The 18,411-nt window shown below is 65.6% G+C and carries 22 protein-coding genes; 15 read left to right on the top strand and 7 right to left on the bottom strand.

Annotation, left to right across the window (positions count from 1 at the left end):
• Window positions 1-72: 72 nt before the first annotated feature.
• On the top strand, window positions 73-717 hold the full coding sequence (gene deoC / locus HWX69_RS15620; protein WP_178917976.1) for a deoxyribose-phosphate aldolase: 645 nt from the start codon (window positions 73-75) through the stop codon (window positions 715-717).
• Here deoC and HWX69_RS15615 read toward each other — a convergent pair whose 3' ends face one another.
• Window positions 718-1,872 carry an outer membrane protein assembly factor BamB family protein gene (locus tag HWX69_RS15615; RefSeq protein ID WP_178917975.1) on the bottom strand — a complete coding sequence of 385 codons (1,155 nt, stop codon included), beginning with the start codon at window positions 1,870-1,872 and terminating at the stop codon, window positions 718-720. It abuts the gene before it with no gap.
• A 116-nt stretch (window positions 1,873-1,988) separates the two neighbouring features.
• On the opposite strand from HWX69_RS15615, the gene HWX69_RS15610 reads away from it, so the two are divergent.
• Entirely contained in the window at window positions 1,989-3,233 is a 1,245-nt protein-coding gene (locus HWX69_RS15610) for a tRNA (N(6)-L-threonylcarbamoyladenosine(37)-C(2))-methylthiotransferase (RefSeq protein WP_178917974.1), read from the top strand.
• Here HWX69_RS15610 and HWX69_RS15605 read toward each other — a convergent pair.
• Window positions 3,215-4,159: a cation diffusion facilitator family transporter gene (locus HWX69_RS15605; protein WP_178917973.1), complete on the bottom strand. Its 945-nt coding sequence runs from the start codon at window positions 4,157-4,159 to the stop codon at window positions 3,215-3,217. The genes HWX69_RS15610 and HWX69_RS15605 overlap by 19 nt on opposite strands.
• A gap of 70 nt (window positions 4,160-4,229) precedes the next feature.
• Complete coding sequence (locus HWX69_RS15600; protein ID WP_178917972.1) at window positions 4,230-4,769, bottom strand: HIT family protein; 540 nt, start codon at window positions 4,767-4,769, stop codon at window positions 4,230-4,232.
• 242 nt (window positions 4,770-5,011) lie between these two features.
• On the opposite strand from HWX69_RS15600, the gene HWX69_RS15595 reads away from it, so the two are divergent.
• Window positions 5,012-5,209, top strand: coding sequence for a DUF7835 family putative zinc beta-ribbon protein (locus HWX69_RS15595; protein ID WP_178917971.1), 198 nt, complete (start codon window positions 5,012-5,014; stop codon window positions 5,207-5,209).
• Between the two features lie 40 nt (window positions 5,210-5,249).
• Here the strand turns inward: HWX69_RS15595 and map are convergent, their stop codons facing one another.
• Window positions 5,250-6,143, bottom strand: a complete 894-nt coding sequence (map, locus tag HWX69_RS15590; protein ID WP_178917970.1) for a type II methionyl aminopeptidase — start codon at window positions 6,141-6,143, stop codon at window positions 5,250-5,252.
• A gap of 100 nt (window positions 6,144-6,243) precedes the next feature.
• Between map and HWX69_RS15585 the strand changes: the two genes are divergently transcribed.
• The 6 genes from HWX69_RS15585 (at window position 6,244) to HWX69_RS15560 (ending at window position 10,651) form a co-directional block, all read left to right on the top strand.
• Window positions 6,244-7,065: a DUF63 family protein gene (locus HWX69_RS15585; RefSeq protein ID WP_178917969.1), complete on the top strand. Its 822-nt coding sequence runs from the start codon at window positions 6,244-6,246 to the stop codon at window positions 7,063-7,065.
• Between the two features lie 54 nt (window positions 7,066-7,119).
• On the top strand, window positions 7,120-7,962 hold the full coding sequence (locus HWX69_RS15580) for a carbohydrate kinase family protein (protein ID WP_178917968.1): 843 nt from the start codon (window positions 7,120-7,122) through the stop codon (window positions 7,960-7,962).
• Entirely contained in the window at window positions 7,959-8,504 is a 546-nt protein-coding gene (locus tag HWX69_RS15575) for a hypothetical protein (RefSeq protein WP_178917967.1), read from the top strand. Before HWX69_RS15580 ends, HWX69_RS15575 begins: the two co-directional genes overlap by 4 nt.
• A gap of 43 nt (window positions 8,505-8,547) precedes the next feature.
• Entirely contained in the window at window positions 8,548-9,192 is a 645-nt protein-coding gene (locus HWX69_RS15570) for an HAD family hydrolase (protein WP_178917966.1), read from the top strand.
• Between the two features lie 83 nt (window positions 9,193-9,275).
• Window positions 9,276-9,845, top strand: coding sequence for a type IV pilin domain-containing protein (locus HWX69_RS15565; protein ID WP_178917965.1), 570 nt, complete (start codon window positions 9,276-9,278; stop codon window positions 9,843-9,845).
• 80 nt (window positions 9,846-9,925) lie between these two features.
• The gene (locus HWX69_RS15560) at window positions 9,926-10,651 is read left to right on the top strand and encodes a nucleoside phosphorylase (RefSeq protein WP_178917964.1); all 726 of its coding nucleotides are present in this window, start codon (window positions 9,926-9,928) and stop codon (window positions 10,649-10,651) included.
• 105 nt (window positions 10,652-10,756) lie between these two features.
• Here HWX69_RS15560 and HWX69_RS15555 read toward each other — a convergent pair whose 3' ends face one another.
• A complete protein-coding gene (locus tag HWX69_RS15555; protein ID WP_178917963.1) occupies window positions 10,757-12,955 on the bottom strand; it encodes a universal stress protein in 2,199 nt (732 codons plus the stop codon).
• Between the two features lie 268 nt (window positions 12,956-13,223).
• Here HWX69_RS15555 and HWX69_RS15550 point away from each other — a divergent pair, with 268 nt between their 5' ends.
• The gene (locus HWX69_RS15550) at window positions 13,224-14,243 is read left to right on the top strand and encodes a phosphoribosylaminoimidazolesuccinocarboxamide synthase (protein ID WP_178917962.1); all 1,020 of its coding nucleotides are present in this window, start codon (window positions 13,224-13,226) and stop codon (window positions 14,241-14,243) included.
• Window positions 14,244-14,309: 66 nt separating this feature from the next.
• Window positions 14,310-14,474, top strand: coding sequence for a hypothetical protein (locus tag HWX69_RS15545; RefSeq protein WP_178917961.1), 165 nt, complete (start codon window positions 14,310-14,312; stop codon window positions 14,472-14,474).
• A 192-nt stretch (window positions 14,475-14,666) separates the two neighbouring features.
• Here the strand turns inward: HWX69_RS15545 and HWX69_RS15540 are convergent, their stop codons facing one another.
• Window positions 14,667-15,626, bottom strand: coding sequence for a formyltetrahydrofolate deformylase (locus HWX69_RS15540; protein WP_178917960.1), 960 nt, complete (start codon window positions 15,624-15,626; stop codon window positions 14,667-14,669).
• A 121-nt stretch (window positions 15,627-15,747) separates the two neighbouring features.
• Between HWX69_RS15540 and HWX69_RS15535 the strand changes: the two genes are divergently transcribed.
• The 4 genes from HWX69_RS15535 (at window position 15,748) to purQ (ending at window position 17,308) form a co-directional block, all read left to right on the top strand.
• Window positions 15,748-16,101 carry a hypothetical protein gene (locus HWX69_RS15535; protein WP_178917959.1) on the top strand — a complete coding sequence of 118 codons (354 nt, stop codon included), beginning with the start codon at window positions 15,748-15,750 and terminating at the stop codon, window positions 16,099-16,101.
• Window positions 16,079-16,246 (top strand): hypothetical protein, encoded by a 168-nt coding sequence (locus tag HWX69_RS15530; RefSeq protein ID WP_178917958.1) that lies wholly within the window; start codon window positions 16,079-16,081, stop codon window positions 16,244-16,246. Before HWX69_RS15535 ends, HWX69_RS15530 begins: the two co-directional genes overlap by 23 nt.
• Window positions 16,247-16,322: 76 nt before the next feature.
• Entirely contained in the window at window positions 16,323-16,574 is a 252-nt protein-coding gene (purS, locus tag HWX69_RS15525; protein WP_178917957.1) for a phosphoribosylformylglycinamidine synthase subunit PurS, read from the top strand.
• Window positions 16,575-16,633: 59 nt separating this feature from the next.
• Window positions 16,634-17,308 (top strand): phosphoribosylformylglycinamidine synthase I, encoded by a 675-nt coding sequence (gene purQ / locus HWX69_RS15520; protein ID WP_178917956.1) that lies wholly within the window; start codon window positions 16,634-16,636, stop codon window positions 17,306-17,308.
• Here the strand turns inward: purQ and HWX69_RS15515 are convergent, their stop codons facing one another.
• A complete protein-coding gene (locus HWX69_RS15515) occupies window positions 17,309-18,388 on the bottom strand; it encodes an archaeosine biosynthesis radical SAM protein RaSEA (RefSeq protein ID WP_178917955.1) in 1,080 nt (359 codons plus the stop codon).
• Window positions 18,389-18,411 lie beyond the last annotated feature (23 nt).

Genomic DNA, 18,411 nt, shown 5'->3' with positions numbered 1-18,411 from the left:
GCGCCCGATTCGCTGTCGCCCTCGGACGGAGCGAGGGGTCGATTTATCCCGCTCGGTCGCGAGGTGTTCGGTATGAACCGCGCCGAGTTCGCCGCACGCATCGACCACACCGTCCTCGGGCCGGAGACGACGTGGGACGAGGTGAACGCGGTGCTCGACGCCGCTGCCGCCCACGGGATGAACGCGTGTATCCCGCCGTGTTACGTCGCCGAAGCCGCCGAATACGCACCCGACGTGACCCTCGTCTCGGTGTGTGGCTTCCCCCACGGACAGGAAGCACCCGACACCAAGGAGTTCGAAGCAGAACGGGCGTGGCAGGACGGTGCCGACGAAATCGATGTGGTGCTCAACGTCGGCCGTCTCCGAAGCGGCGACACCGAGGCGGTCGCCGAGGAACTCGCCTGCGTCGTCGCCGCCGTCCCCCTCCCGGTGAAGGTCATCGTCGAGGCACCGCTCCTCGAGGGGGACGAACTCCGGACGGCATGTGAACTCGCCGCCGAGGCCGATGCGGCGTTCGTCAAGACCGCTACCGGGTTTTCCGAGGGTGGCGCGACCGTCGAGGACGTACGCGTGATGGCCGAGTACCTCCCGGTGAAAGCAAGCGGCGGCATCGGCTCTTTCGAGGACGCCGTCGCGATGCTCGAGGCCGGCGCCGAGCGCATCGGTGCCTCCTCGGGTGTCGCGTTGGTCGAGGGGTTCGACCCCGAGGCGTTCTGATTACTCGAGGGCGTACAGTGTCGCCTCTCCATCGTCGTTCTGGGCGGCGCCGAAAACCGCGCCATCTGCGACGGCCAGCCCCGTGACGACGATACCGTCGACCTCGTGTCGCCAGCGCTCGGTCCCGATTCGGTAGTCGTCGACGCCCGTCCCGCCGTCCATCGCGTAGGCGGCGATGAACCCCTCGCCGCCTGAGTAGACGGTGTCGCCGGCGCCGGCCGGCGGCGCTCGCAGGCGGTCGTCGACCGACCACTGCCGTTCGCCGGTTCGGGTGTGAATCGCCGCGAGACCGCCGCCGACGGCGTAGGTGTTGCCGGCGACGACGAAGCCGTGGGAGCCGGTCTGGTGGGACCAGCGTGGGGCGCCAGCACTGTCGCCGTCGCGCCGACTCGTCGGGCCGCCGAACACGGAGACGACGAGGCCGTCGCCGTCGAGCAGGCTGACCTGCATCACTCGCCCGTCCAGCTGTCTCCGCCACATCCCCTCGGGGTCCTGAAGGTCGAAGTAGACGAGCAGTTCGCCTCCGGTCGTTCCCGCACAGAGCTGGTCGCCCCACGAGGCGAGCGCGGAGACGGGGGTGAACGTTTCGCGGCCCCACAGTCGTTCGCCATCGAGGTCGACGCCGACGAGTCCGCCGTCGGTACCGACGGCGAGTCGCTCCCGGTCGTAGTCGACGACTGGCGCCGTCGTCGGCGAGGCACCGATGTCGACCTGCCAGTTCGTCTCCCCTGTTTCGACGTCGAAGGCCACGAGTTCATCCATCCCACCAGCGTAGCCGACGCCGTCGACGATGATGGGGGCCGTCTCGATGGCGAGTTCCTCGTCTTTGAATCCGAGTCGCCAGCGCTCCTCGCCGCTGAGGTCGTAGCCGATAAGGCCGCCCTGGGACGGAAGTACCACTCGTCCGTCGGCGACGATGGGGCGCCCGGCCGGCCAGACCGTTTCGACCGCCCACCGTTCTTCAGGTGCTTCGCGCGGCGCGACGGCGTCGGCACGATAACAGTCGAAGCGGTCGGTGCCGCCGGGTTGGGGCCACTCGGTGTCGGCGTCGGTACCGGGGGTCGCGTTGCTCGCGGGACCGGCGTCGGTACAGCCGGCGAGTCCGACCGCGGCAACGCTCCCGAGACCGCAGAGAACGCGTCGTCTGGAGGGCATGTTCCACGAATTTCGAACCTCCGGCAAGTGTTTTTCGGTGGTGTGCTACCGAGGATGCCCGGGTCGGCCGAAACGTCGCCCTTTTGCCCGCCCACCTACAATCGAGGGGCAAGCCGATGGCCACGTACCACATCGAGACGTACGGCTGTACGTCCAACCGGGGTGAGAGCCGACAGATCGAGCGCAAGCTCCGCGATGCGGGTCACTACCGCGTCGACGGCCCCGAGGAGGCGGACGTGGCCATCCTCAACACCTGTACCGTCGTCGAGAAGACTGAACGCAACATGCTACGGCGCGCGGAGGAACTCGAAGCCGAGACCTCTGACCTCATCGTCACCGGCTGTATGGCGCTCGCACAGGGTGAGGAGTTCGACGACCTCGACGTGCAGGTGCTCCACTGGGAGGACGTGCCGACTGCGGTGACCAACGGCGAGTGTCCGACGACGACCCCCGACGCCGAACCGATTCTGGACGGCGTCGTCGGCATCCTCCCAATCGCCCGCGGCTGTATGTCGAACTGTTCGTACTGCATCACGAAGTTCGCGACGGGTCGAGTCGACTCGCCCCCGGTCTCGGAGAACGTCGAGAAGGCCCGGGCGCTGGTCCACGCCGGCGCCAAGGAGATTCGCATCACCGGACAGGACACCGGCGTCTACGGCTGGGACAAGGGCGACCGGAAGCTCCCGGAACTACTCGACCGCATCTGCGATATCGAGGGCGACTTCCGCGTCCGACTCGGGATGGCCAACCCCGGCGGGATTCACGGCATTCACGACGAACTCGCCGACGTGTTCGCCGAAAACGAGAAACTGTACAACTTCATCCACGCGCCGGTCCAGTCGGGCAGCGACGACGTACTCGAGGACATGCGCCGGCAACACCGCGTCGAGAAGTTCCGCGAGGTCGTCGCCGCCTTCGACGACCGTCTGGACCACTGGACGCTCTCGACGGACTTCATCGTCGGCTTTCCCACCGAGGACGACGACGACCACCGCAAGTCGATGAAACTGCTCGACGACGTTCGCCCCGAGAAAATCAACATCACGCGCTTCTCGAAACGGCCCGGCACCGACGCCGCCGACATGAAGGGCCTCGGCGGGACCGTGAAGAAGGAACGGTCGAAGGCGATGACTGACCTGAAGATGGATGTCTGCCGGGAGGCCTACGAGTCGATGGTCGGCGAGACCCACGAGGCGCTGGTCGTCGAGGAGGGCACCGGCGATTCGGTGAAGTGCCGCGACGAGGCCTACCGGCAGGTCATCGTCACCGACGCCGAGGCGAAGGGCATCGAGGTCGGCGACTTCATCGAGGTCGAGATTACCCAAAACGAGACGGTGTACTGTTACGGCGAACTGGTCTGACCTTCTTCGGCGTCCTTCCACTCCCCGATACCCGCAGGGTCGAGATGGAGGTGAGCGTCGCCGACGTCGTCTAGCTCGCGGAGCATATCCATGAGTTCGGTTTCGATGTCGTGGGCTTCGACGAGCGTCAACTCGCCGTCGACCTCGACGTGGGCTTCGACTTCGAGGTCGGTCCCGTCGTAGAACACCGCCGTGTCGTGAACGCCCTCGACAGCGGGATGCGAGCGGAGCGTCTCGACGATGCGACGGCACTCCTCCTCTGAAGGGGCGGCACCGACGAGATACGTGACGTTCTCGCGGCCGATGTCGGCGCCCTGATACACGACGAGCAGGCTGACGAGTCCCCCGGCGGCGGCGTCGAGAACGGGGTAGCCGAAGAAGACGCCGATGACGCCGACCAGCGCCGCGATAGTGGTGTAAATGTCGTTGAGACAGTCGACGGCGAGCGCTTCGAGCGCCGAGGAGCCGATACTCGCGTTGACGCGCTCGGTGTACCAGTACAGGAGGTACATGTCGGCCATCGCGAACAGCAGCGCGCCAATCAAAAACGGGCTGAAGGTGACGGTTGGCCCCTCGATGAGGCCGAGTGCGGACTCGTACAGGAGGTTCAACCCGAGGATGACGATGACGCTGCCGACGAACAGCGCGGCCAGCGGTTCGACGCGCTGGTGGCCGTGGGGATGTCGTTCGTCGGGGTCGGCGTAGACGCTGCGGCCCCACACCAACACGACGAGGCTGGCGACGAGGTCGGCGACGGAGTGGGCGGCGTCGGCCACCAGCGCGACCGACCCGAACGTCAGTCCGGCGGCGGCCTCGACGACGATTTTGACGGCGTTGCCGAGGACGTTGACGACGCTGGCGCGGGTGAAGCCCCGCTTTGCGGCGTCGGTGTCCAACCCCGCCTCGGCGACCGCCGTGTCGCTCATTGCCCGGAATACCGCAACCGGACTGATAAGCGGTCGGGTTAGCTGAGCCGAACCCCGGGGTTCGACGGGGCTAAAACTCGATGCGGATCGATCCGCTGTCGGTGACGGCCGCGCCGTCCTGCTCGCGGAACGCGTCGTGGAGCGTCTCGTAGGTGTCTTCGACAGCTTCGACGATGACTTTCGTCCCCGAGGTGACCGGCATGAAGTTGGTGTCGCCGTTCCAGCGCGGAACGACGTGGGTGTGGAGGTGGTCGTCGATGGAGCCACCCGCCGCGTCGCCGAGATTCAACCCGGCGTTGACGCCGTCGGCGCCCAGTCCCTCCTCGATTGCGCGGATGGTTCGTTGTTTCAGGCGGGCGTGGTCGAGGAGGGTCTCGTCGTCGAGGTCGCCGAACGAGCCCGTGTGTTCGCGGGGGATGACCATCGCGTGACCGGGGTTGTACGGGTAGTTGTTCATGAGGACGAACGCGCGGTCGGATTCGGCGACGACCAACGCCTCGCGGGCGTCGTCTCGCTCCGGGAGCACGCAGAACGGACAGCCGTCGATGTCGGCGTTGCCGTCGTCACGCTCGACCCACTCGATTCGCCACGGCGCGAACAACTGGTCCATGTCGGTCGATGGGGCCGGTGGGTGGTTAACGCTGTTATCCGACGGAATGATATACTATATAAAACTATTGGCTGTTCAACTATCCGAAGGATGAATGAAGGGTTGAGAACGTTTTCTAAACCGTCTCGAGCGATTTCGAACGCCGAACGTGCTGTGGGGCAATAATCGCGGGATGAACGGTTCGAACGGAGTCCAACCGAATGGGGTTTTTATGCTCCAATCCCGGCAATCCGGAGTCACGCATGGCAACCCGAATCGACGACGACGGTATGACCGAGGAGTGTGACGAGTGTGGCCGCGAGACGCCCCACGAGGTGAGCATCGAGCTCCTCACCGAGAGCACCAAAGAGGAGAACGCCGAGTTCTCCCGGGAACCCTACCGCGTGTCGACGTGTCGCGTCTGTGGCACCGAGATGTCGGTACGGATGAACAACGCGTGACGAACGCGCCGCCGAACCGGTAGCTGTTTTCGAAGCCGCGTTACCGCGAACGAGTCGTCACTTCACAGCCGTCCTCGGTGACGATAATCGTGTGTTCCTTCTGGCTGACGAGGAAGCCGTCCTGTTCTTTCAGGACGGGGTAGCCGTGGACGACGTTCTGCTGTTGGAGTCGTCGCAGTGCCATCTCCGCCCGGGAGGTGTCGAGCCACCGGCGGGCGAAGGGCAGCGTCTTGAACTCCTCGACTATCTGTTCGAGGGCTTCCCGGGCCTGTCGGTTGCGCACCGACGCTTCGCGTTCGAGGGCGTAAATCTCCTCTTTGGCCCCCTCGGTGACTTTCCCGCCGCCATCGGTTGCGAAGGGCTCGATGGCGACCACGTCGCCGACCTCCAGTTCGACGCCCTGTTCGACGCCGCGGTTCGGGATGTTCGGGTCGGTGTGCTGTTCCCAGTGGCCCAGGCCGTGACCCGAGAGGTTGACGACGGGGTTGTAGCCGTAGCCGTCGATGACCGACTCGATTTCGGCGCCGATTTCGCCCGTCTCGATGCCGGGTTCGATGATTTCGAGTGCGGCGTCGAGCGCCTCGGCCGGCGCCTCGGCGAGTTCCGGGTTCCCGGAGAGGTCGACCGTCACGGCGGTGTCGGCGAGCCAGCCGTCGATGTGGACGCCGATGTCGAGGTTTATCATCTCCTCGCCGAACGTCGAGTCGTCGTCGGGTTTCGGCGTCGCGTGGGCGGCCTCCTCGTCGATGCTGATGTTGACGGGGAAGGCGGGTTCGCCGCCGAGTTCGCGGATGCGCTCTTCGGCGTACTCGGCGATTTCGAGGTGGCTGGCTCCGACCTCGACGCGGTCGGCGGTCTCGTCACGGACCTGCGCGAGAATCTCGCCGGCCTCGCGGTTCTTCTCGTAGGACTCCTCGGTGAGGTCGACGCTCATGCCGCCCGCTTCGGCGGGTTCGATAAAAGGGGTTGTGTTCGGGCCTCGCCGGCTTCCACAATCGCAACGTTTTCCGGCACCGGCGTCGCTGGATACGGTAGTGTCGCCACTCCCATCGGGGTTCGCCCTGCCCGCCCTGCCGTATCTGGTCGGCCTGCTCGTCACCGCCGCCGTCGCCGGTGGCCTCCTCTACCGTCGGCGACCGCCGGTCACCGAGGCGACGGCGACGGCGCTGACACCGTGGATGGCTGCCGGCGGCGGCCTGTACGCACTGTTCCAGTTCGGTGCCGTGCCGTCGGCCGTCGCACCGCTGTTCGGGTCACCCGCCGTCTACGTCTCCGTCGGCGTTCTCGCGGCGATCGTCTGGGCGGCCGTCGCCGACCGCCCCGCCGAGGGCTGGGGGCGGACTACTGCCCCTGGACTGCTCGCCGGAGCGGGCGGCCTGCTGCTCGCCTCGACGGTCGCCGCCGCCGGCATCGCCGCCGCCTCCTCCGTCGGTGGCCGCCCCGACGCCTCCGCGGGAATTCTCGTCGTGACGCTCGTCGTCACGGCCGCGGTGTGGGCGGGTCTCCGACGCGTCGCCACCGTCGATGCGACCGGTTCGGTCGGCGTACTCGTCGTCTTCGCTCACGCCCTCGACGGTATCTCGACGGCGGTCGGCTACGACCGCCTCGGGTTCGGCGAACAGACGCCGCTATCGCGAATCATCATCCACGCCGGCGAGGCACTACCGACCGCCGAACTCATCGGTGCCGGGTGGCTGTTCGTCGTCGTGAAACTCCTGCTCGCGGCGGGCATCGTCGCACTGTTCGAGGAGTACGTCCGCGAGGACCCGACCGAGGGCTATCTACTCTTGGCGCTCATCACCGCCGTCGGACTCGGGCCGGGCGCACACAACCTCGTGTTGTTCGCGCTCGTTTGAGCTAGGGCGACGGTCGCTGGGGAATTTATCACCGACCGGCCCGGAGTCGAGGGCATGCGAGTGGTCTGTGCGGGACACGTAAACTGGGACGTGACGTTTCACGTCGACCGGCTTCCCGGCCCCGACGAGGAGGCCCACGTTCACGAGCGGGCGGCGACGGGCGGCGGGAGCGCGGCCAACGCGGCCGTCGCCTTCGCCGGGCTGTCGTGTGAGCCGCGACTGCTCGGCAGCGTCGGTGACGACGACTGCGGGGAGCGAGCGCTCGCCGAGTTGGAAGCCGCCGGCGTCGACACGCGCGTTCGGGTCGTCGAGGGGAGCGAAACGACCACGAAGTACGTCCTCGTCGAGGAGTCGGGGGAGGTCGCCGTCCTTGGAACAGACGGCGCGAACGAGGCGCTCGGTCCAGAGGACGCGTCGCCCGAACTGCTCGACGGCGCCGACGCGCTCCACCTGACGAGCCAGCGACCAGATACGGCCGAACGGCTGGCCGAACTCGCCGCCGACGCCGGCGTTTTCGTCAGTTTCGACCCGGGAAGACGGCTCGCCGACTGCGACTACGGGGCCGTCCTCGACCGGAGTGACCTCCTCTTCGTCACCGACACCGAGGCCGCCCAAATCGACGCCGAGGGGATTCCACAGGTGACGAAACGCGGCATCGACGGCGCCGTCCTCCGGTGTCCCGCTGGCACCTTCGAACATCCCGGGTACGACCTGCCCTCGGTCGATTCGACGGGCGCGGGCGACGCCTTCGCGGCCGGCTTTCTCACCGTTTGGCTCGACGACGACTCCCCGGAGCGCGCGCTGGCGGTCGCAAACGCCTGCGGCGCCATCGCGGCCAGCGAGCGCGGCCCGAAACCGGACCTCTCTTGGGAACGCATCGAGGCAGTGATGGCATGATTTCGTCGTCCACGCTGGCAGTTCCGCTGCACGTTCCCGGAGAGGTTCCGCCCCCGTTGAGCATCCGACTCGCCGTCGCGTTGCTCACTGGACTGCTCGCCACCCTCGGCATGACCGTCGTGATGCGTCTGCAATCGTACGGCTACGTCCCCGCCTACGTCGCCGCCGGGGCGGTGTGGCAACGGCCCGCCGAAGGCGTCTCGTGGTCGGCCGCAAACGCCGTCCACCTCGCAGCCGGAATGCTCGCCGGCGTCGGCTTCGAGGCGCTGCTCGTCGGCTACGAGCAGGTCCGTACCGTTCTCGGTATTCGAACCGAAGTCGTCGTCGCCAACGTGACGACGGCATCCGAACTCGCCATCGTCGCCGCCGTCGTCGCCTTCCTGTATGGGTTCTTCTCGTGGGTCGTCTTTCCCCGCTACGGCGGCGCCGCCTACGAGACGCGACCGGAGACGGTTCGCCGGCAGTGGGCCGTCTCGGCGGTCGTCTACGGCGGCTGTCTGTTCGCGGCCGTAACTGTCGTCTACAGGTTCCTGCCGGTATAGACCGGCGAAAGGGGTTTACGTTCCACAGCGCCTACCTGATGGCATGACAGTCGGCTACCTCTTCGACCTCGACAAGACGCTCGTCACCTACGAGCCGGAGGTTCCGGGCATCTTCCGGAACGCCTGCGCCGAGGTCGGCGTCGAGCCGACGCCCGAGGCCGTCGACACCCTCGCCCCGAGTTACGTCGAGACGTTCCTCGAGTTCGAGGAGAGTCCCTACGTCGGTGCCGCCCGCGCCGCCCGCGATGCCGGCATGGACATCGACCCCGAATCCTTCGCCGACACCTACGTCGACGCCGAAATCGAGGCGACACACGTCCCCGAGGGCGTCGGCGACCTCCTCGCATCCCTCGACCGCGTTGGCGTCGTCACGAACGGCTACGGGCCAGTCCAGCGCCGGAAACTCGCCGAGAAGGGGCTGGACGTACACATCGACGCGCTGGTGTGTGCCGACGACGTGGAGGCGTTCAAGCCCGACGATGCGCCGTTCGACGCCATCACCGACGCCGTTCCCGCCGACGACTACGTCATGGTCGGGGACAACGTGAACTACGACATCCGACCGGCCGCCGAACGCGGCTACCGGACGGTGTTCGTCGGCGATGCACCCGACGCCGAAGGCCTCGCCGACCACCGCGTGTCGGACCCATCGGACCTCGCGAAGATGCCGACCCTGATGCGGCCCTGAGGCGCTGTCTTATCTTCCTGTCGCAGGGGACATCGCCGTCGACTGTGGTTTTACATACGGGCTTTGCGTACTCCCCGTGAGGAATGGGGGTGCGGTTCCGACCGTCGAAGAGACTCGAGGATACAGAGAGCTTCGGCTACGATAACCGGGCAATCGCGCCGGCAGTCGGGATACTCCTCCTCGTCGGTATCGTCCTCGTTCTCGCCGCCAGTACGGGTGCGTTCGTCCTCGACGACCGGAATCAGCCCGAGGAGTCGTCGCCGGTGGCGGTCTTCGACTTCGAGTACCAGCCCGGCGATAGACGGTCGGGCGACGAACTCACCGTGACGCACGTTCGGGGTGACACGATAGCCGGCGAACGGCTCGACCTTCGGATTCGAAACGCGAGATACGAAGAAGAGCGGTTCAGCCACGAAGCGGACGCCTCACGGAAACCGTCGACATCCTTCTTCGGTACGGAATCGGTCACCGCGGGCGATTCGACGACCGTGACGACCGGCGATTTCAGACGTGGCCTCGGCGTCGGACTGGTCGGTGACCAGGACTTCGACCTCTCGAAGGCGGAGGTCTGTGTCGTCTGGCAGACGGACGGAAGCGGTCCGGAGACGCTGACGTGCTGGCGTGGTCCCGATACGAAGGGGTTCGTCGAGTAGCCGCCGAGGCCGGCAGTCGACACGTCGCTGTAGCGACCCGATGCCGACCGACTTTTGACCGTCGGCGGTGACCTCGTCACATGGCAAAACAGCCGCATCTCCTCGTCGAGGACGGCGATGTCGCCGACATCGCGCTCGTCCCCGGGGACCCCGGCCGCGTCGACCGCATCGCCGATCTGTGCGACGACAGCGAAACCGTCGCCGAGAACCGCGAGTACAAGGTCGTAAACGCCACCTACGAGGGGCGGAACCTCACCATCTGCTCGACCGGAATCGGGTCGCCGTCGGCGGCCATCGCCGTCGAGGAACTCGCCGCCGTCGGCGTCGAGACGTTCGTCCGGGTCGGCACCACCGGCGCGCTCCAGTCCGACATCGAAATCGGTGACATGGTCGTCGCCACCGGCGCCGCCAAGGACGAGGGGACGACGAAGCGCTACGAGGCCGTCGAGGTTCCGGCCGTCGCCGACTACGGGACGCTGTCGACGCTGGTCGGGTCGGCCGAGCGACGACAGGCACCGGTCCACGTCGGCCCAATCGCCACCGACGACGCCTTCTACGCCGAAACCCAAACCTACGTCGAGGCGTGGAACGACGCCGGCCTGCTGTGTGTCGAGATGGAAGCCGCCGCGCTGTTCACGCTCGCCCGCCGGAAGGGACTGGCCGCCGGCGCCATCTGTACCGTCGACGGCAACCTCGTCGAGGGCACCCAGAAGGGCGAAACCGACGACGAGGAACTGCCCGAGAAGGCAAAGGACAACGTCGGCCGGGCCATCCGCATCGCGCTGGACGCCGTCACCGAGCTGTAGCGTTTCTTCCGAGATGACTTTTTGCCGTTGGGTCCAGCCCAACGGCTCCATTCACAGAGGTCTCCAGAGTGGAACCGACTCCCAAAACCGAACTCACGTAACGATTCAGAACAGATAGCGCTCGACCATTCGTCGGAGTCGCCCCGGTTGATTTGCATCGTAGACGACCAGCGTCCCGTGTTCCGTGCCGACCGTCACCGGGTTCGGAACGTCACCGAACAGCCGGTCCGTGAGTCCGCGTTGTATGCCACCGACGACGAGGACGTCGGAGTCGCTGGCTGCCAGTTCGACCGCGTGGTCGGTGCCGGCCTCGACGATTCGCGTCTCGACCGGCGCCTCACACACCGCCACCAGTTCCGAGAGATAGTCCTCGGTGGTGTTCCGGTGGCTCTCGGGTGGGTCCGCGCCAATTGGGAAGTAGAACGTGATTCTCGCACCCACTGCCGTGGCGAGTGCGTCCGCGAGTGCCACCTTCGTGGGGTCGAAGGGGCCTTCGTCGGTCACGACGCCGATACGTTCGACCGCATCGTGATCGAGGTTCGACACTTCGATAACGTCGCAGGGGGCGTGGTCTTCGATCCAGTCAGCATCGCTACCCAGCAACCCTTCGGTGCCGGTCGAGCGCTCGATAATCAGCGTGTCGACGCCGACCTCGGCGGCGTAGTTGACGATGGCGTGTCGGGTGTCGTGGCTGACGACCTCGCCGTACCGAATCGGTATCGTCGAGTCGGTCGCCCGGTCGGCCAGTCTGGCCTCGAAGGCCTGGTCGGCTTCGGTAAGAGTGTCGGCCGATTGCGGGAGCGGCGTCTGATCGGGCGTCTCGTCGAACTGGGCGACTCGGACACCCCCCTCGCGGGTCCGTGCCAAGTCGGTGGCGAGGTCGATGAGCGACCGCTCGACGGCAGGCGATGTCTGCTCGGTGACCGCCACGAGCACCTCGTCGCCGTCGGTTCCGACCTCGGATTCGGTCTGTTCGACGACGTCTCGCCCGACGCTGCGCCGGATGGCATCGGTCATCGCGCCCTCACGGCTGACGCCGCCCCGTCGGTAGACGAAGAAATAGTACCATGCCATCGAGCCAACGGTAATGACTATGGCCCCGACCAACGGGACGAACCCGATGTACCGCAGCAGGACGGCGCCGCCGACGATGCCGACGAGTTGTGGGAGTGGGTACAGCGGCGACTCGAAACTGGGGTCGTAGGCTTCTATCGAGCCCTGTCGGAAGGCAATCAGCGCGACGTTGATGAGGATGAACACCACGATTTTGAACGCGCTGGCGAGTTTGGCGATGTCGTCGATGGGGACGAAGGCGATGAGGACGAGCAACACACCGCCGGTAATCGTAATCGCGTTGACCGGCGTCTCGAAGCGGTCGCTGACGTTCTCGAAGATGTCGGGGGCGAGGCCGTCGCGACTCATCGCGAAGGGGTACCGCGAGGACGAGAGAATGCCGGCGTTAGCGGTACTGATTAATGCGAGTAGCGCCGCGACGACGACGGCGATGACGCCGAGTGCGGGGAGGGCGTTGTTGGCGGCGACTTCCATCGGGGTTTGGGTGTCGGTCAGGGCGGCTTGCTCGGCGACGCCGACCATCACGGTCACGATGGCGACGTAGATGGCGGCGGTGATGACGAGGGACCCGAGGATGCCCAGTGGGAGGTTCCGGTCGGGATTCTCGACTTCTTCGGCGACGCTGGCGATTTTGGTGACGCCGGCGTAGGAGACGAAGACGAACCCAGTCGCGCCGAGGATGCCCTCGAAGCCGCTGTCGAAGAAGCCCTCGAAGCGGGCGCCTTCGACGCTCGGTGCGCCGGCGACGATGAACCAGACCATCACCGCGAGCATCACTGCGACGATAGCGATTTGCATCCGGCCGGTCTGTTTCGCGCCGGCGACGTTCAGGACGATGAGGAGCGTCGCGACGGTGAGCGCAACCGGTGTCACGGGCAAATCGAACAACAATACCAGATACGGCGCGCCGCCGACCAGCGCCAGTGCTCCCTTGAACGTCAGCGAGAACCACGTCCCGACGCCGGCGATGGTTCCGAACAGCGGGCCCATCGCTCGCTCAATGTAGAGGTAGGTCCCGCCGGCCTCGGGCATCGCCGTCGCCATCTCGGATTTGCTCAGGGCGGCGGGCAACACCAGTACGCCCGCGAGGAAGTACGCGAAGACGACCGCTGGGCCGGCCATCTCCATCGCCAGTCCGGGCAGGATGAAGATACCGCTGCCGACCATCGCGCCGATGCTGATGGCAGTTACTGACGGGAGACCGAGGTCACGCTCCAGCTGTTTCCCCATTACTGTGTGGAGGATTCAGTGTTCGAGGTGTGTTCGAGTAGCTCTCCGGCGGACAGGGACCTACTGGCGACTGGCGGGCCGTTCATGCGATTCTGATATTGTTGAAGCAACACATTAAACCCCGATGCAATACCGATGGGTGGGCGGACCCACCGACCCTCGCCGTGTGCGTCGAATCGCTGGTGGTGCCAAGTCCCGGCGACGGCACGAACGACGCTCGAACCCGCGATGGAAACGCCTTTCCGGGTTCACGGATTCGGTTCCGGTAATGACCAGTGTCAAGGAATTCCGCGTCGAGGAACCCGCGAGTGCCGACTCGCTCGGGCGCGGTGCCTTCGTCTTCACCGACGACTACTCGGTGTTCGACTGGGGGAAGATGCCCGATTCGATTCCGAACAAGGGTGCGTCGCTGTGTGCGATGGGTGCGGCGAACTTCGAGTTACTCGAATCCGCGGGCATTCCGACCCACTACCGCGGCGTCGTCAACGGGGCCGACGTGGTGCCCCTCGGGGATGTCGTCACCCCACCACGGGAGATGGCGATCGATTTGACACAGGTGCCGGACCTCCCCCACGAAGGGCGGGAGTACGACTACACGGCGTTTCACGACGCTGCGGGCGAGAACTACCTGATTCCGCTGGAAATCGTCTTCCGGAACACGGTTCCGGTGGGGTCGTCGCTGCGCGGCCGTGCCGACCCCGAGGAGTTCGGTCTCGACTACGCCGAGTGGCCCGACGAGCCGGTCGACCTTCCCGAGCCGGTCGTCGAGTTCTCGACGAAGTACGAGGAGTCCGACCGCTATCTTTCCCGGGACAACGCCGACTACATCGCCGGAAAAGCCGACGTAGACGACCTCGAAGCCATCGCCCGGGACGTAAACGACCTCGTGACCGAACAGGCTGCGGAGGCGGGGTTGAAACACGAGGACGGTAAAATAGAGTGTCTGTACTTCGACGGCGAGATTCGCGTCGCCGACGTGGTCGGAACGTTCGACGAGAACCGCTTTTCCTTCGAGGGCCAACAGCTCTCGAAGGAGGTCGTCCGGCAGTACCACAAGCGGACCCAACCGGAGTGGGTCGAGGCCGTCGATGCGGCCAAGGCGGAGGCGAAAGACGAGGGCGTCGCCGACTGGCGCGAACTGTGTGAACGCGACCCGGAACCGCTTTCGGGCCACGTCGTCGATGCGGTCCGGGACATGTACACCGCCGGCACGAACGCCTACATCGGTCGAGAGCTGTTCGACGCGCCGTCGCTGTCGGAGGCCGTCGAGACGATTCGGTCGCTCTGAAGCCGCTGGAACTCCAATCGCGGAAAACCCACGAGGTTTTTATTCTCCGACGCAGAACCGCCGGCTATGTTCCCCCTACAGACGATTTCGGACCCGGCGATGGCGGTGGTCGTCCTGAGCGTCGTCATGACGCTCGTGGTCATCTTCAGTTTCATCTGGGCCTACGGAAAGATTCGCGAACCGCCGGAAGAAATCGAGGACCACGAAAGCGGCAACGGTCACGGCGCCTGACGCCGTCGATACGACTCGCGGGTTTTTGACGTCGAAAGGGACAGACGCGGAGTCGACGGGCAGGCGCCCGCGGCCCGGTTGTGTCGATGCCCACGGTGTGACCGGTGCCGTCCGCTGCGCGAGCGTCGGACCACTCGATTGACTCGCGCTATCGTTTTAGGTGGGCCTAAAACACAAAAAGCTATCGACTCTCTACTCCTCGCTTCGGGAGACCACGCTGCCGAGTCCGTCGACGGGGCGGTCGGCCAGCAAATCGTCGACGGCGTTCGGCAGGCCGAACTGGTAGCCTTCGGCGTCCACGTCGTCGCGGAGTTCCGTCCGGCCGTGATACACCGAAATCGCGCTGTCGAGATGCAACTGAACCGCCTCCAGGAGCGCTTCGGCCTCCAGCGGTTGGCCGCGTCGCTCGATTTCCTCGACGGTCGCGCCCGCGGGAACGTTGAAGGCCCGCTGGGTGATGATGGGCCCTTGGTCCAAATCCGTCGTCACGTAGTGGGCGGTGACGCCGGCGATGCGGACGCCCTCCTCCCGTGCCTGGCGGTACGCTTCGGCGCCGGGGAACGCCGGGAGCAGCGAGGGATGGATGTTGATGATGCGGTCCTCGTAGCGGAAGACGACGTTGGGGCTGAGGATGCGCATGTACCGCGCCAACACGATGAGGTCGGTGTCGTACTCCGCCAGGATGTCGAGCAGCTCGGCCTCGTCGGGGTTGCCCTTCTCGTCGCCGATGTCGTGGAAGTCGACGCCGTAGTGCTCGGCCAGCGGTTCGAGGTCGTCGTGGTTGCCGACGATGACGCTGATTTCGGCGCCCAACTTCCCGTCGGCCCACGCCTCGAACAGCGCCTCCAGACAGTGGGACTCCTTCGTCACGAGCACCGCGATGGTCCTCGTTTCGCGGTCGGCCGGGAACCGAACCTGGATGTCCATATCGAGGTCGTCGCCGAGGTCGTGGAGCGCCTCGCGGAGTTCCTCTTTTTCGGTCGTCATCTCGGCGGTGTCGACGTGCATCGTCATCCGGAAGACCCCGTCCCGGACCGCCTGGTCGAGGTCCTCGATGTTGATGTCGCGTTCGAACAGAAGCGTCGTCACGCGGGCGATGAGTCCGGTCTTGTCGTCGCCGACGACCGTAATCTCGGTGTACTCGCGGGTCACGGGCAATACCTCCACGTGGTGGCGGCAGTCATACTACCGCCTGAGAGGCGGGTTCTCAAAAGGGCGACGTTCCGTGCTCCGGGCCGTCTGTTTTTATACAAAGACGATACATCTCTAATCGATGGAGTTCGATAACGGCGTTCTCCGAATCGACAAGGAGCTTTCGGCACTCGACGAGTTCGTCGCCGAACGAGACAGAATGACACCGAACTTCGAACTCTGGTTCCCGAAAAACGAGTACGACAGTCGTGCTCTTGATGACCCACTCGTTGCCGATGTCGCCGGACACGAACTCAATATCAGTCCACCAGAGCAGCAGATCGCGTACAAGCTCTTCCTTGGCACCGAGAAGGACTTTGAGGACGCCCTCCACCTGTATACGGTGTTTCGGGAACAGCTTGATACCGACACGCTCGAAATATACACCGAGGGACTGGAGGTTACTGACCGCTATGCCGAACTTAGAAGAACTTAGAGAACAGCAGCGTGCGAACGTCCAACAGCGTCGGGAGTTCGTCAAGCAGTGGGCAGAGTACGGAAAGAACCACTCCGACGAGGAGTGGTCCTCCGAGGTCAACGACGTTATTGATTCGCAGTATCCGGATCCCGACTCCGGATGAACGGCGTTTGATACACGAACGTGCATACCCGTTCGGATACACAACCGTTTTCACGCACGAACACGCCCCTTCGCGTATGACCGCCTACACCGCGACCGTCACCGTCCGGCTGAAGCGGGGCGTCCTCGACCCCGAGGCCGAAACGACCCAACAGGCGCTCGAACGTCTCGGATTCGAGTTGGACGACCTCCGGTCGGCCGACCGCTTCGAGGTCGACCTCGACGCCACCGACGCCGACGACGCTGAGGCCCGCGCCACCGAGATGGCCGAGCGCCTGCTGGCGAACCCGACCATCCACGACTACACGGTCGAGGTCGCCGAAGCGTAACCGATGACCGTCTCTCTCAATCCGATAGCGACGCTCTGCTCCCACACGAGGTGGTCGCTGTGACCGTCGCCATCGTCCGATTCGGCGGGTCGAACTGCGACCGCGACGCCCTCCGTGCGCTGGAGCATCTCGGCATCGACGCCGAAATCGTCTGGCACGACGACGGCCTCCCGGCGGACACGTCGGGCATCGTCATCCCGGGGGGATTCTCCTACGGCGACTACCTGCGGGCTGGCGCGATGGCCGCCCGAGCGCCCATCATGGACGAAATCCGGGCGGCGGCCGAAGAGGGGACGCCCGTCCTCGGCGTCTGCAACGGCGCCCAAATCGGCTCCGAGGGTGGGTTGACCCCCGGCGCGTTCACGACCAACCGGAGCGCGCGGTTCCAGTGTGAACCCGTCTACCTGCGCGTCGAGAACGCCGAGACGCCGTGGACCGAGGCCTTCGAGGAAGGCGATGTCATCGAGGTTCCCATCGCTCACGGCGAGGGCCGCTTCGAACTCCCCGACGACCACCTCGAAACGCTGAACGACGAGGACCGGGTGCTGTTCCGGTACTGCGACGCCGACGGCAACGTCACCGACGAGGCCAATCCGAACGGGTCGAAAGAGAACGTCGCGGGCGTCCTCGGCGCCGACGACAACGTCGCAGTGTTGATGCCCCACCCCGAGCGGGCGTCGCTGCCCGACATCGGCCCGACGGACGGCCAGGGCGTCCTTCTCGGCTTTCAGTAACTACCGGACCAGCGGCTGGTTGTACGTCGTCTCCTCGCGCATCACGTACTCCCAGGTCGCCTCACACTCACAGGACACTTCATCGAACACCGAGGGGTCCTGCCGGAGGTCGAAGTCCTTGATAGCGCGCTGGACGAGGTCGTCACACTCCCCGCAGTTGTGCGGGCCGCGGTCCGACCCGTGGCCGACTGGGTCGGAGACGACGATGGCATCTACATCGGCGGTCGACTCCAGCACGTCACACACCGACCACAGCCACGGCGGCCGGTAGCCGCCGTCGTGGAACAGTTCCTCGACCATGGTGTAGCGCTGGACGTTACAGGGGTTCATGGAGACGGTGTGACAGCCCTCGACGGCGGCACAGCGGCGAATCGAGCGTTTCATGTCCTCGACGGCGTCGGGTTCGGCGAGGAACGGCGGCTTCATCAGGAGATACGCCTTCACGCCCGCTCCCGCTGCTCGCGCCTCCTCGCAGGCGTCCTCGAACTCCGAGAAGTCGAAGTACTTGTTGACGGCGTCGTGGCGGACGCGGTCGGTTGCGGTTTCGAGGCCGACGGCCACGTCGGTTTCCAAGTCCTGTTCGGTGAAATCGCCCAACTTCTCGCGGTCGACGAAATCGGGGAGAGACTCGACGACGATGCGGTCGCGGTCGCCGAACGTTTCGGCGATGGCTCGGCGGGTCTCGGCGGGCACTTCCCGCTCGTCGAGGAACGACCCGGAGGTGTAGATCTTGATGAGATCGGCCGTCTCTCCGTCGGCGTTTTCGGCCTCGTGGTCCAGACAGTGCTGGATTTGGGTCATCAGGTTCTCGTGGCCGACGCTGCCTCCTTCGACGCTCTCGGCGACGTAGCCACACATCGTACACCCACCGGCGCGTGCCCACCGACAGCCGCCGGTGTTGAGAATGATAGTGAGCGACTGGACGACGCCGTCGGGGGTGTTGTCCTCGTCGAGCCACACCCGCGTCGGCTCCGTGGGGTCGTAGGTCGCGTCGTTGCGGCCTCGAATCTCCCGCATCACCTCGTTGTGTGCGTCCATTCCCCGACCCTGCTCGTGTGCGTCGGGACTCGGCTGACTCATTGGCGGGCGTAGCCGACGCGCGC

It is taken from the genome of Natronomonas gomsonensis (assembly GCF_013391635.1).
In the GTDB taxonomy this organism is placed as follows: Archaea; Halobacteriota; Halobacteria; order Halobacteriales; family Haloarculaceae; genus Natronomonas; species Natronomonas gomsonensis_A.
This window is presented reverse-complemented; position numbering and strand designations above follow the sequence as displayed.